Origin of the sequence: Enterobacter asburiae (assembly GCF_007035645.1) — a bacterium.
Taxonomy (GTDB): Bacteria; Pseudomonadota; Gammaproteobacteria; order Enterobacterales; family Enterobacteriaceae; genus Enterobacter; species Enterobacter asburiae_B.
In genome coordinates, this window is sequence record NZ_AP019632.1 from 2,535,570 (window position 1) to 2,548,191 (window position 12,622).

Here is a 12,622-nt window from a genome sequence, read left to right on the forward strand (position 1 = left end):
ATCAGCCTCCCGTCAACGTTGGTGCCTGATTGCGAAGCACATCAATAACCTCGTCCGGACTGTCCGCCGGGTCTATAAGGTCAAGCTTCTGCAGTGCGCGAATCATATCGCTATCGCGCAGCGCACCGGACTGCCAGGCGTTGACGATTGCCGTCACCATGCCCGACTCAGCAACCTTCGCGATGAATTCCTGATTGATGGTGTAACTCGTCGTTTCGCCCTTAACGCCGAGGTATTTCGCACACCAGCCAAGCGCCAGCGTGTAGGCCTCGGAAACGTTTGAAACGCAGATACCGAGCACGGATGTGGAAGATGTTTGCTCACCACTCGCCTGGGTTGCTGTCTTCGCCGTGGCGTTCTGTTCAATCAATCGGGCGCCCAGTTGCACCATGTAATCGCGCTTACTGTCCATGGCCTCTTTAGCAAGCATGTTCGGCTGCGCCTGGGCATAACCAAACGAGCCTTCTTTGGGAAGCAAAAGCGGTGATCGGGAACCAATTTTCACGCCCTTCTTCTCGAGGTGATCGCGCCATCCGGTGTCGAGCCCAGTCATGTACGGCTGCACCTGGCCACAGAACCACACGCTGTCTTCATAATCAGCACTGTTACGGTAATGCCCATGGTTTATCTCTACCAGCGCGGCCAGCGGTGAATCATCGATAGTTGGATCGTTGTTCTGGGCCCCGACGAATGTGAACGGGATTTCATCCCAGTAGTCCTTTCCTTTCGGCTTAGGGTGGTACTCACTGTCAACGGTGTAGGTTCCGCTTGCAGTGCCACCAGCCCGGCGCCATACCCGGCAGATGAACCGCCCTTCTTCCAGCGCCAGCTCGCGGTACTGGATTTCATCCTTGTAAGCGTAACCATCCGGCTCTTCTACGCATTCGCGCAGGACCACAAGCACCAGCTGATCGCGCCCGTTAATTCGCTTTGTTCGCCAATTAATGATGTTCTCTGCCGGGTAGCGGAGGATGATCGCCTCATCGGATTCTTCAGCGTAATCGACGTAAATGCCCTCTCGCGCAACCTCCAGCACGTTCTCAGCCACCAGCTGTGACTGCTGATAGATGCTTGTACCGGCCCCGTCAGCATTGTCCAACAGGTATTTCAGCTTTTCAGGACCGTTAAACGTGGGGTCCTTGCGATACGCCATCCCAAGCATGCCGATCTTCGTATTACCGGCAATCGCATAGAACACCGCGCGGCTCAGATAGTCCTCATTACGCTTACGGTTGCGCGTGGATTTATCAGTTGGGTCGAGATAAGGCAGGTACTTATTACCCGCAGCCTTTACGGCCTCAGCGCCTTTGCAAAAGTCCCTGTATTTCCGCCAGGCAGCAGAAGCCGCCCGGTGTTCTGGCCGAACCCAGGTGATGTCGTCGTTTGCCATATCAGAAAGTGGTGTCCATGGTGATTGAGTATGCCGGTTTCACGATCGGGTAATCCTTCACGATGAAGTACCCACCAGCATCATTGGGGTGATCGTTATCAGCTGATTTGTCCGGTTCGCCATTAGGCGCCCAGATTTGCTGCTCGAGGCTCTCGGTGTAAACCGGGCAGTTCTGAACGTTCACCAGATAGCGGCGTTCTCCGTTGGCGTTGCAGAACATGGCGTTCATTGAGTTGATACGGTCCTTAACCGGCGGGTTGGCATCATCAACAATGACACTGAATCCTGCATCGTTGAGCTGAGCGATATCGGTCTTGCTGGCGTTCTGAGATTTGCGTGAATCCCCTGATGCATCCGGATAGATGTAAATCTCCCGGTTTTTAACGTAGCGACCATCCTCGTAGCGCCAGAACTCTTCCTGAATGCGCTTAATCATCGCCGGCGTGTCATAGATCTTAACCAGCTCACGAACCGCACGCGGCAGGCCATTACGCTTAACGTGAACAATCGCGGCCATTTTTCCCACGTTGAAGTCCATACCAATGAACAGCGGATCCCCATCCTGAATCTCGTCAGAACAGTTATTTAGCTTACGGTTGAAGGTGTGGTAAATGGTCCCGCTGTTAAGGTTGGTGAACTTCCCGCGCAGATAGGCCTGAATCAGTTCGTCAGGGTAAGAGCTCAGCAGCGATGGGATGTAATCAGGCGGTAGATTCTTCGCATTGTCGAACGTGCTGGCCTGAATCAGTCCGTATAGAGCCGCAAGCTCTGGCTTTTCACGCACAGCCTTCACGAACTGCTGGTAGACGAATTTGAACCCCTCCGGCGTGGTCGTGACGTCAATACCGTTACGCAGCCCATCAACCTTGTAACGCATACGGGCGATGATTTTTCGCCAGGCCTGCTGCGCTTTAGCAGCCGCCATGACGTCCAGCTCATCAACCATCGCGTTACCGATTTTGAAACCGACTATCGATCCGGGCTTCTCCATTGAACGGCAGATTGTGGTCCCGCGGTATCGTCGCCCCTCGTAGAAGTGAACCTCTTTGTTCCCCTCATTGATTATGACGCTCAGCCCCCAGTCAAAGGCGACCTCTTCAATCGTCGGGTAGAAGATGTCACGGATCTGCGGGTACGTCGGCGCGAAATAACCCTGGTTGATTTTAGGATGCTCCCACATCCCCTTACAGATGCCGCCACAACCCACCCATGTTTTACCGGAACCGAACCCGGCAACGTAAGCCTTGAACTTGTGTTGCATTGCGAGGAAGCGCGCCTGAGGAATGTTAAGTGTCGGGCTGATCCCCATCGTCCGCCCTCGCGTCCACTACGTTGATATTGATCTGCACTGGAGTTGGTTCATCGTTCTCACCATCACCCGCCAGCTCTTTACGGAGTTTCTCGACCTCAAGCTGCCGGCGCTCGATTTCAATCTGCTGCAGACGTTGTGCGAACTCGCTATCAGCAAGGCCAAGTCGTTTCATCACTGCTTCGAACATGCGCTCACGGCTGATTGCAGTTATCTCGACGCCATTCTTGCCAACCTTCACGCCGGAGTATGCGAGCCGGGAAACTGCGGGAAGTTTACGTGTATCAGGGAAGTAAGGCTGGCCAATGCCGTCACCATTGCAGCGTGGGCATTCTGGATTTGGTTCTCGGTTGTGGTCGTAGCCGTAACCACCGGAATCTTCGGGTTCACGTCTGTCACGCTCAACAGCCTCGAGCCTTTTCTCTTCGAATTCAACTGCATCGCGCCACTGGTAGTGATGACCGAAGCCCCAGCAGTAACGACACGCGCCGCGACGATACTGCGAAAGCTGGTTTGCATCGAAGGTGGCGAGCTGCCACATCTGGGCCAAGACCTCATCGGCACTGCCAAGCGTGCGCACAATGGAGGCTTTCTGCTGCTGCACAATGGCCTGCGCAACGTTAGGATTCGCTATGAGCTGACGACCATAGTTTGGGTCACTATAACCAGCACGCGCAGCGGCGGCCGTGGCGTTATTGTCCTTCAGATATTCAGCAATAAAGCGCTTTACCTTCGCACTTAGCTTTATGTCCACCAGCTCTTCTGCGCTTTTATCTTTCTGCGCAGTGCGCACTATCTTTCGCGGGTAAATTTTTGTATTTTGCGCAGCAGTTTTCTTGATATAGCGGCGAGCAGTTACATAATTAAGATTATGCGCCTCGCACCATTCCTTAGGGGATATGCCAGTAGCAGCGTGATCAGACAGGAACCGCTTCTGCAGCTCGCCCCAGTCCGGCTTAGCCATTGTTACCTCTAAACTGAATGAACTTTAGACGTCACTCACAGCTTCAGTATTTGAAGCAATGAAGTATTTTTCTCAAAGAAATCTTGAAATGAGGATTTAAGTTTATGAAATATGTATAACTATGATGACGTACATAAAATCAAGGCCAATCTCGAGTGGATAGTGCATCAAGCCTCTGCCCGGTCTCATTTGCGCACTGAGCATGATCAATTAGTGATTTCCGATCTAATGGAACTCATCCAGACATATGAAACTCTTCTTGACCTCGTAAGCAAATTTGGTGCTTCTGTCTTAAATTCGGAAATCATAGCGGGTCTATCAATCACAGAGGAATTCATCGCTAAAGTTAAGCGAAACGAGGGTGCGATGTGAGCGACCAACACACTGAGTGGCGATTGATTTGTGTTTTGAAGCTTCAAACTGGTGGATTACAGTTTGAAGCTTGGGTTATTTAATTGCCGTACAGTCGATTGAAAAGCGCATTTTTCATCGCATTAGAATCAATCGGATCCACGTTTAACCAGGTCAATGTCTCACGATTCTTTTCTGCATTGAAATCAGAAAACACACCATGAATATCACCGCTATCAGGTGAGTAGAGAACAGCAATATTCTGTTCTGGACAACTGTGTGGTTTACACCCTGACAGTGCAATATACTTTTTGCCCGCAACTGTTACTTCGGTTGATGGCGTGCTCGTGCCACCACTTTTTACCCATGCAGGTAGTTTGTTTTTACTAATCAGCTGGGAGTAGCTTTTAGACGTGCTTTTTGCACTGGCGAAATCAGAAAGATACTGCCCCTCGTCGGCAAGAGCACTGAAAGATACAAAAGCCATAGCAGCGATAAACACTTTACCTTTCATATTAATCCTCATTCCATAAAGACATCTCAACACTATACCTTATCGGCTACTATGTCAGCCCTACAGTTAGCTAGAGGATTCCATATTACTGCCTATCCCAAGTGATTAACTCAGAATCATCCTAATAGCTACCGCTTATGCTTGTTGATTACGGACTGCTTGCCAGACTATTCAAGACTCTGATGAGGAGTTTGCCAACTCCAGGGAAACATCCATAAAAAGAGCAAGTGAAACTGAGACTCTGGTAGCCCTCCTTGTGAGGGCATTTTTTTACAATGCTGCGCTTCGCTTGTTAAATATTGAGTCTTTTCTACAATTTAATAGTGCTTTGCTATGTCAGGTAAAGCCGTCGTTCAGGAATACCCGTGTGCTCAAGGACGAGCCATCCCTAATTCTTTCTTTCCAACTCGATCTGCCTTATGCCAGCGAAATTATTGTTGCCCTTTTCAATTACAGCCAGTAGCGGCTTAATCCACAATACTGCCTGGCAGTACGTCATGGAGTTGGTGGCAACGGCACGATCATCGGCTGTGTCAGGTCCATTGGAATCGGTGTGCATGGCGCTGGCACGTAAACGGTGCGCGTATTTGAGCAGCCCACCAGCAATGTCAGCAGGAACAGGCAGATCACAGGTTTTTTCACGGCGGAGAATCTCCCGGTATTCGATTACGGTTTCTTCGGTGCTGGTGTCAATCAGGGAGTTGAGCCTATTGGCATGTTCTGCAACCTGATTGAATCGATTGAAGTTGAATGCCTGGGTAGCGATAACCTGCCCCTGCAGAGAATTGTCACTTCGCAGAACGTCGTTTTCGCTTTGAAGATTACTGGCCTCCGAGCAGCTCCGAACGAGGGCAACCGAAAGGCCAGCAATAATGACAACGCCGATAATACCCGGATTAATTTTCACTGGTCTATCCCCCAGCACGCTAGCGCACTTTCCTGGTCTCGCCGTTCTACCTGACCGTAGCAGCCGTTCTTCTGACCTTTAGTCATGCTGCAATCGCGACCACCGTCTTTAATCCACCAGCGGATTGCCTCGCATGCCCCGCGGCGGTCACCGGCATTAATGCGCTTATAGAACGTGGACGGGAAGCACTTACCTGGCCCGATGTTGTACGGGCAGAAAGAAGCTATCCCAGCTTTCTGAGGTTCGGTAAGCGGTACCGTAATATTGCGATCAACCCACGCCAGAGCCTTATTGCGTTCGATGGCGTTCACCTGATTGCATTTGGCCTGAGTCAATTTCATGCCCTGCACAACCGGTTTACCATCAACCATCGTTGCGCCGCGGCAAATAGTCCAGATACCGCCGCCATCTTTGTAGGCCGTGAGGCTGTTACCCTCTTTCTCATTCAGAAACTGATCGAGAATGACGGATGCAGGAGCACCAGCCAGTACCAGCCCCAGAACTGCAGTACTCAACTTTGCTCTGGATCCCATCACTCACCTTCCTTTTGTAATGCCTCAACGACCACGCTTGCAGCAGCAGGACGCTCGTGAAGGGGTTTATCACCAACGCCTTTCAGGTAGTCATTGACCATTTTTGTTCGAATCTCATCCTCTCTACGCCTACGGTTTGCATCCACTCGCCCGTTAATGTAGGAGGCAAGCGAGATAAGCAGACCAGCAGCGCCAAAGAACATGAACACCAGATCCTGAGTGGTAAATCCAATTGCTGACGCCAGAGCTGCTACCCACGCGAAAAACTGCGTGAAGATGTTCCCTGAATCATTCATTTTCATGGTCTCTCACCTCGCTTTGTGCGGGTGCTATTGCAAGAAATAAAAAAGGCCGCCAAACGGCAGCCTTGTGAGGGTCAAAACCTGCTGGAGCTTCCTTCTTCTGAGGAATGCAAAAAATTAAATAATCCTTAAGAAGAACTATTTAAAGCTTTAAAACAATTAACTATTCACATAGTTTTTAAATGTTATCATTTGCGTTAAGTTAAAAACTTATCCTCATAGGGATATAAGAGATACAAGCGGGTAGCACTGGCATTATTAATGCGGAGAAGATTGATGTCGTTCTCCGCACTTTTTAGTGCACTGAGCTAGCTATCAAATATCTACCTGCCACCACATTAGTACCAGACACATGCTCAGACATTTAGCCCCCTCTTGCTCTGACTCCTCCATTCAGAAAATTTGAGTGGATAGATAAAAAAAGCCCGCTCTTTTGAAGCGGGCCAATCAGTTGACTATTTGTAAGGTAGGTGTGAGTGAAACCAATGACTCAGTAGTGAAGCTGTATCGGCTGATTCACATAAGGTTCAGGAGAACCAACGAGCATTCAGTAACTTCTCACGACTTAAAGCGTAGCAGTAGTTTTCCAAGTCATAAAAAAAGGCCTGCGTTTTATGGCAGGCTCTCAAGGAATTTGAAACTTGTGTTGTTGTTTTCATGGTGCCGGGTGCCTCCCGGTGACTCTACCCCAGTCAGCAAAGACGCGCGCATACCTGCAGACAGCAGTTGACTGGTACGCCCTTTCGCATAGAAAGGATTCACCACGTGAATAAATTACGATGAATTCATTCGCATGGTCAATACGTCATTGCTATGGGCACTCTTAAAACGAGGGATAACAAAAAAAGCCGCCGATAGGCAGCTTTGAAAAATGTTTGGCTCAGTTTTCATCAGGAAAGAAGATGATTTGTTGCGCCGGGTGCCTCCCGGTGAGAATGACTCCAGTAAACATTCCCGCGTCTGAGAGGTTTCCTTTTCAGGTAACTACTGGAACGCCCCACCGCAGAGGGGGATTCGCAACACTCACAGTATAGACATAGAAATTTAAAAAGCCCCACGGGGTTAACCGCGGGGCTTTAAACGAAGGCAATAACCCATCGTTAGAGGAAAACTACCACAGATTCGAGAAAAGTAAATAGCTCACGATAAAATAATGCCCTATTTTGTTATCTGCTTAAGCTGCGCATCAGCCCAAGCCTCTTCGATATCAAACTTGGTGATTAGCTGATCGTAAAATGGCTTAACAGACTTTTTCCAAGTATCGAGGCTGATTGCATCCGTTATCTGACACACCGCGGCGTAAGCCTCAGTTGATGGAATTCTTTCATACCCCCGCCCGCTGCAGCGTTTGCAATCAGCCAGAACCGGAACGCCCTGCTGTTTTGTAAGAGCCTGATTAATGGCTTTCCCGCGTCCATGACAGTCATTACAGGCACAACTAACGACCCTCTTACCCTTACACTGTGGACATAGAACTCGAGTGACTTCCCTAACCTGCCTGTGCACCTCATAGTCGGAAGGACGAATATCTTCGACGCCCATTTGCAAAGACAACTTCACGAACCTCTTCTCTCTTGCCGGAGTGTGAGACTTCATGCTGAAAACCTCAGCGTCGATAAACCCTTCCCCGTTGCAGCCATCGCACTGCTTCACGCTGGCGGCGCTGCGGGAATAGTCCTCAAACGCGAAGGTGGCCAGCTGGTGCATCACTAATGGCTTAACCCTGGCATCCAGTTTGCGCAGGGCAGCCACCCGATCGCACTTGGTCAGCGCGTACTGGGCCAGCAATTCGATCGCCCTCTCCCGGTCGTTGCTGCTGATCCCCAACTTCCCGAGAAAAGCACTGTACCCCATGGCGGCCCGTTCCTGTGTCATGCCCATAGCGGCCATGATATCCGTTCCGGTCAATGAGTCTGACGCCGTTGCACGCGGAGAGTCGCTGATCATTGTCGATTTGGCGAAGTGATATTTGAGGGTATTTTCAAGATTCATGCGGTCTCCAGCTCGGTAATGGTGAGTTCTAATTTCCCGCCCTTAACGACAGGCATTTTCACAACGCGATAGTCGACAACCTGGCAGTCATCCAGCCAGAATCCCGCCTTGGTTAAAGCGTCGAATGCAGCTTTCTGCAGGTTATCCAGATCGCGCCGCCGGCGGTCGGGCATGTGACAATCAATTCGGATTTTGAGTGGTGCAGCTGTCCGAATATTAAGCCGGGCGCTTCGAATGAGACTGGCGACCGCATAGCGATACGCGACGCCATCTGCGCTAATGTGAGTGCGCCCGCGGTTGTGCCGGTAATACCGGTTGTTGCTCGGCGGCCAGGGCAAAGTGATTTGATATGTCTTCACGTTCACCCCCACATCCGGTTTCGCCAGCGGCTATCCGGGCGCACTGGTGTATTTGAGGTTGGAAGGAATGCTCTGACAGTCCAGGTCACGTAATCCGGGTTTAGGCTGCGTTCAACTCGCACGCCGCGCGCTTTGTAGCGCTTAACCAGTTCGTCGGCCTGTTCGGTGCTGCAGTCGGTGTGATGAAACCAGGTGTATTTCATGGCCATCACCCCGCAAAGCCAAGCAGCTGTGCGGCGACACTTTCTGCCTCATCACGACTGCCGAAAGAACGGGACAGCACCCAGCGCCAGAGTACATCGAGCGCAGCTTTATAGAGCTGTTGAAACTCGAGCTCGTCCATATTGGCAAACGAGATGCTGCGAGGATGCTTTTTGAGTGTTCCGTCTGGCAGCTGAATGGCATCAAAGTGCCCTGCCTCAACGATTACCCATGAGCGGTAAGCATCGAAGGATTTGCACAGGCTAATGCCATTCGTGACCCGGCGGTACGCCACCTGTTCCAGATACTGCTCAGCAGCATCGATCAGAGCTCCCTCGTTCCCTCCATAAGAAGCCAGGAACTTGGCGTAGCCGGTGATCAGCTTCCGCTCGTTGCTAGAGATAGCCCCGCCGGTTGGTTCCCAGTATTCAAAACCGAGATTGAGAAGAGCGAAAAAGCGCCGGTGAAATGCTGGGTTTCGTACCCGCCGGAACTCGGCAACAAGAACATCGCCGAGTCGGATTTTGGATTGCAGGAAATCGCTGGTCTCGGGCGTAGCCGGGATCAGTATTCCTGAGTGGTGTTTGATAAGTTGTAATTCTAGCGCCATGGTTCTCTCCGTGGCGCATCAGGTATAGGGTGTTCAGGCCTATGAAAGAATAATATCAGACGGTGGAGTTACTCGGTACCCCAGTCGTTTTGCAAATTGCATAAACCCGTTGAGGGTGAATATCTCTTCCTCTTCGAGTAACGGTCGTAATGAAACTATTCCATTTACTCGATAAACCAGATATCTCCCTTCCGCCGGGAAGCTATAGATAACTGCGTTATCGGCCCTTCTGACCACGTCGTACCATTGATCATCTGCATTAAAGGCATCTGCACTACACACTATTTCCCCCAGAGCGACTTATTGACGCGGTAAACAGTAATCGGGAACAGCCAGGGGAACGCAAACAGCGATACTCTTTGAAACTGCTCCAGTGAAATTCACGCGATTAATAAAACCACTCGTCCGCGCTTTCCCAGGTCTCCTGCACGATAAGTTCGACCTCTTTCTTATCGCCCCCGAAAACAGTCAGCCCATCATTGCTGGCACGCTTAATCGTAAGCTGGCAATCATCAAACTGCATGCTGAGTCTTTTGAGCAGTTCTGACTCGAGCGCAGGTATAGCTCCATCAGGAAGTTTCTTCATGCGATCAATGGTTAGCTCGATTTTCATTTTTCCCTCCGCAACAAAGAACTGTATTTATGCACAGTACTTTATAAACATAATCGGAGCCTTTTGCAATGGTTTGAGTACGTGCATAAACAAAGCCACACATCCTAATCACTTTTGTTGCATGTATGGATTCCAGAAACATGCATGTAAAATGATAATTTCGTGTGACTTATCATTTTCTTGTATACCAGGTTTAGAAATCTATTCATGCCCACTCTTAACGCTAACCATATCGTTCAGAGAGATTGGACGTATCACCATTTAGTGTGGTGTTATTTTAAATAAATTTTGTTTTTAATTCACAATGCGTTATAACAAGATGAGCGTTTCATTCGCCAGCCCCTCCGAATTCCTAACATAGTCTAACCAGTATAGACTCTTTGTGGATCGTGCATATTCACACCTAGCACCAATGGTTATAAATTTAGTTCAAAACGGTGAACGAGTGAGGCCCATGCACCCCTACATCACATATAGCATCAGACCTTAGCCGGTAGGTAGCAACCCATTCGAACTAAAGTGAAACTAACTAACCCGGTTAGCAAAGAAAAGTTTAACTAAACGGAAGTGCGGTACCATGGGATCATCGCATCAGAAATAATTGTTTCAAATAAACGTAAAAGTTATAAAACTAACCTAGTATTTCTTCTTGCATGTCATCAGGCCGTGAAATTTCATCCAGTTCAGGGTCTGAGTAATGTGCATGATAAAAGATAACCTGCCTATTTACTACAACGCCATCACCACTGCCTCCACCTACATCAGGAGAAATAATTACTGCTTGCGCGCCTCCCAATCCATCAGTCAATTGCACCAAAGTTAATGGAAAAGTTATACATTCTTTATTAGAAGGATTTATCGCAACAACCACACTTATATCTTTTTCCACATCTAATCCATGTATCCCATTAGGATTAGGCCCATTAGGTGTTATGACAGTAGATCCTCCATTACCTGAATCACGACATTGATAACATTTGTTCGTTTTTTTATGAGATGTGAAGCGTCTTACATATAGTGAGAACTCTTCTTGCTTCATTCCATTTTCTGAAGTAAGTACCTCATTTAAAGTTTTAATGGTTTTCCTAGAGGGTGCAAAATAATCCCTTGCAACCAATTGGAATTCCCCTCCTTGATATTTAGCACCAACAAAATAATGCCCTTTATTTGAAGAATGGTTATTGCTTTTGTTAAAACAAGTTTTTGCAGATTTGTACCCTTCTAATTTCTTAATAAATTTTTTGTTAACTTCTTGATAAAACCCTGCATCGTCAAGTTCTTTTTTAAATTCAATAATATAAAAATTGAAATTCCTAAAAGCTTCATTTAATACTGTAACTGCATCCCCGATTTGTTCGCGATAACCGCTTAAGGGCATTATGCTTTTAATGATACCTCTTTCTAAGCAGTCGGCAATAAATTTGTACTCTACCGTTTTTTCAAACCATACAACTTCTTCTTTCGTAGCTAACTCAGTTTTCCTCATTTGATACCAGCCTTATTTGTACATTTCAACCATATTTATTTTTATATGTGACAAATAAACCACTCCTTTGCCAACATACATTATAGAACAATCAAAGAGAGTGTGCACTAAACATCTAAATAACTCCCATTAGATGCCACTTTGAAAGTGCCACCCACACAATTTATTAATCATAATTGATTAGAACGTAGAAGAGCATAATAGCCTCATTAAAAATCAACTGTTAACGACAGAAAATAGTAAAAACCACTTCTTATCTGGAACAAGCATTGCAAGACATAAGTTAATGCATTAACCATTTGTAGGTTTATATTGTTAAAATAATTGAATAATAGGGCCGCTATGCGGCCCTATTATTCAATTACCTGAACGACATTTTTTGCACCAACTCTGGTTAGTAGCACCTGTTGGAATAGTTCTTAACCCAAACAGAGTAGCTAGCTCTGTCGAAGTACGTGCTGTAGTTACCTTGCATTTAGGACAGATGTGCGGAAGATTTAAAGTTCCAACCATAATGATATCCTTATACTTCGCCACGTTCTTTGAGAATTTTCATTGCAATGCTTTTTTCCGAATTACTGGCCGAACCAAAAAAACCCTCAGATTTAATGATACGTTTCAAATCTTCGCTGCTCTTGCTTTCAAGGCGCAACTTAATAGCGTGCATCTCGTTAGCCTTCTCTTCGAGTGCGTTTGCAGCACCTTTGACTATTTTACCAGCAATATCCCAGAAACCCATATTTCCCCTCCTTCGCTTAAAATAACATCCTGTTATCTTTATCGGCATAACTGGCGATAACTTCAAAAAAAAATTAATGTATCAGCATTTTTAGAGGTATCGGCGTCGTTGACAACTTAACCTAGAACATCCCCCTCTAGGATAGTATAGTTGCGAATGAGTTAACACACTGATTTATAGTGATAATTTTAACATCCAATGTTGATAGTAGCTTACTAATGATGCGTTATTGATAGCCATAGTTTACTTAAAAAATACGTTATGTCGGGCTGCTTCGAGTTTGCCGCATGTTTCTAAGCATTTTACTAATATAACGCGCAAACGCCACGTCATAACCAGACAGTTACTAGCA

The 12,622-nt window shown here is 47.7% G+C and carries 15 protein-coding genes; all 15 read right to left on the reverse strand.

Going from position 1 to position 12,622, the window contains the following annotated elements:
* Position 1: 1 nt before the first annotated feature.
* The 15 genes from FOY96_RS12015 to FOY96_RS12090 all read right to left on the reverse strand — a co-directional run bounded on the left by FOY96_RS12015 (position 2) and on the right by FOY96_RS12090 (position 12,270).
* A complete protein-coding gene (locus tag FOY96_RS12015; protein ID WP_143347135.1) occupies positions 2-1,390 on the reverse strand; it encodes a DUF4055 domain-containing protein in 1,389 nt (462 codons plus the stop codon).
* Position 1,391: 1 nt separating this feature from the next.
* Positions 1,392-2,699 carry a terminase large subunit domain-containing protein gene (locus FOY96_RS12020; RefSeq protein ID WP_073001200.1) on the reverse strand — a complete coding sequence of 436 codons (1,308 nt, stop codon included), beginning with the start codon at positions 2,697-2,699 and terminating at the stop codon, positions 1,392-1,394.
* Positions 2,677-3,663 carry a terminase small subunit gene (locus tag FOY96_RS12025; RefSeq protein WP_073001198.1) on the reverse strand — a complete coding sequence of 329 codons (987 nt, stop codon included), beginning with the start codon at positions 3,661-3,663 and terminating at the stop codon, positions 2,677-2,679. The genes FOY96_RS12020 and FOY96_RS12025 overlap by 23 nt, the downstream gene beginning before the upstream one ends.
* A 451-nt stretch (positions 3,664-4,114) precedes the next feature.
* Positions 4,115-4,528 carry an Ivy family c-type lysozyme inhibitor gene (locus tag FOY96_RS12035; RefSeq protein ID WP_045371016.1) on the reverse strand — a complete coding sequence of 138 codons (414 nt, stop codon included), beginning with the start codon at positions 4,526-4,528 and terminating at the stop codon, positions 4,115-4,117.
* Between the two features lie 388 nt (positions 4,529-4,916).
* On the reverse strand, positions 4,917-5,435 hold the full coding sequence (locus FOY96_RS12040; RefSeq protein ID WP_028013328.1) for a hypothetical protein: 519 nt from the start codon (positions 5,433-5,435) through the stop codon (positions 4,917-4,919).
* Positions 5,432-5,968, reverse strand: coding sequence for a lysozyme (locus tag FOY96_RS12045; RefSeq protein ID WP_045143003.1), 537 nt, complete (start codon positions 5,966-5,968; stop codon positions 5,432-5,434). The genes FOY96_RS12040 and FOY96_RS12045 overlap by 4 nt, the downstream gene beginning before the upstream one ends.
* A complete protein-coding gene (locus FOY96_RS12050; protein ID WP_048223534.1) occupies positions 5,968-6,270 on the reverse strand; it encodes a hypothetical protein in 303 nt (100 codons plus the stop codon). Before FOY96_RS12050 ends, FOY96_RS12045 begins: the two co-directional genes overlap by 1 nt.
* A 1,158-nt stretch (positions 6,271-7,428) precedes the next feature.
* The gene (locus tag FOY96_RS12055) at positions 7,429-8,262 is read right to left on the reverse strand and encodes an antitermination protein (protein WP_143347136.1); all 834 of its coding nucleotides are present in this window, start codon (positions 8,260-8,262) and stop codon (positions 7,429-7,431) included.
* The gene (rusA, locus tag FOY96_RS12060) at positions 8,259-8,621 is read right to left on the reverse strand and encodes a crossover junction endodeoxyribonuclease RusA (RefSeq protein ID WP_143347137.1); all 363 of its coding nucleotides are present in this window, start codon (positions 8,619-8,621) and stop codon (positions 8,259-8,261) included. Before rusA ends, FOY96_RS12055 begins: the two co-directional genes overlap by 4 nt.
* A gap of 2 nt (positions 8,622-8,623) precedes the next feature.
* A complete protein-coding gene (locus tag FOY96_RS12065) occupies positions 8,624-8,830 on the reverse strand; it encodes a hypothetical protein (protein ID WP_143347138.1) in 207 nt (68 codons plus the stop codon).
* Positions 8,830-9,432 carry a DUF1367 family protein gene (locus tag FOY96_RS12070; RefSeq protein WP_143347139.1) on the reverse strand — a complete coding sequence of 201 codons (603 nt, stop codon included), beginning with the start codon at positions 9,430-9,432 and terminating at the stop codon, positions 8,830-8,832. The genes FOY96_RS12065 and FOY96_RS12070 overlap by 1 nt, the downstream gene beginning before the upstream one ends.
* Positions 9,433-9,471: 39 nt before the next feature.
* The gene (locus tag FOY96_RS23275) at positions 9,472-9,714 is read right to left on the reverse strand and encodes a hypothetical protein (protein ID WP_223862652.1); all 243 of its coding nucleotides are present in this window, start codon (positions 9,712-9,714) and stop codon (positions 9,472-9,474) included.
* A gap of 106 nt (positions 9,715-9,820) precedes the next feature.
* A complete protein-coding gene (locus FOY96_RS12080; RefSeq protein ID WP_143347141.1) occupies positions 9,821-10,045 on the reverse strand; it encodes a DinI family protein in 225 nt (74 codons plus the stop codon).
* Positions 10,046-10,676: 631 nt separating this feature from the next.
* Positions 10,677-11,531: a hypothetical protein gene (locus FOY96_RS12085; RefSeq protein WP_143347142.1), complete on the reverse strand. Its 855-nt coding sequence runs from the start codon at positions 11,529-11,531 to the stop codon at positions 10,677-10,679.
* A gap of 523 nt (positions 11,532-12,054) precedes the next feature.
* Positions 12,055-12,270, reverse strand: coding sequence for a transposase (locus FOY96_RS12090; RefSeq protein ID WP_143347143.1), 216 nt, complete (start codon positions 12,268-12,270; stop codon positions 12,055-12,057).
* Positions 12,271-12,622 lie beyond the last annotated feature (352 nt).

Excerpts from the sequence above, each read along its gene's own strand:
- FOY96_RS12015 (WP_143347135.1), bottom strand. The coding sequence starts at position 1,390 with ATGGCAAACGACGACATCACCTGGGTTCGGCCAGAACACCGGGCGGCT.
- FOY96_RS12020 (WP_073001200.1), bottom strand. The coding sequence starts at position 2,699 with ATGGGGATCAGCCCGACACTTAACATTCCTCAGGCGCGCTTCCTCGCA.
- FOY96_RS12025 (WP_073001198.1), bottom strand. The coding sequence starts at position 3,663 with ATGGCTAAGCCGGACTGGGGCGAGCTGCAGAAGCGGTTCCTGTCTGAT.
- FOY96_RS12035 (WP_045371016.1), bottom strand. The coding sequence starts at position 4,528 with ATGAAAGGTAAAGTGTTTATCGCTGCTATGGCTTTTGTATCTTTCAGT.
- FOY96_RS12045 (WP_045143003.1), bottom strand. The coding sequence starts at position 5,968 with ATGGGATCCAGAGCAAAGTTGAGTACTGCAGTTCTGGGGCTGGTACTG.
- FOY96_RS12050 (WP_048223534.1), bottom strand. The coding sequence starts at position 6,270 with ATGAAAATGAATGATTCAGGGAACATCTTCACGCAGTTTTTCGCGTGG.
- FOY96_RS12055 (WP_143347136.1), bottom strand. The coding sequence starts at position 8,262 with ATGAATCTTGAAAATACCCTCAAATATCACTTCGCCAAATCGACAATG.
- FOY96_RS12065 (WP_143347138.1), bottom strand. The coding sequence starts at position 8,830 with ATGGCCATGAAATACACCTGGTTTCATCACACCGACTGCAGCACCGAA.
- FOY96_RS12070 (WP_143347139.1), bottom strand. The coding sequence starts at position 9,432 with ATGGCGCTAGAATTACAACTTATCAAACACCACTCAGGAATACTGATC.
- FOY96_RS12080 (WP_143347141.1), bottom strand. The coding sequence starts at position 10,045 with ATGAAAATCGAGCTAACCATTGATCGCATGAAGAAACTTCCTGATGGA.
- FOY96_RS12085 (WP_143347142.1), bottom strand. The coding sequence starts at position 11,531 with ATGAGGAAAACTGAGTTAGCTACGAAAGAAGAAGTTGTATGGTTTGAA.
- FOY96_RS12090 (WP_143347143.1), bottom strand. The coding sequence starts at position 12,270 with ATGGGTTTCTGGGATATTGCTGGTAAAATAGTCAAAGGTGCTGCAAAC.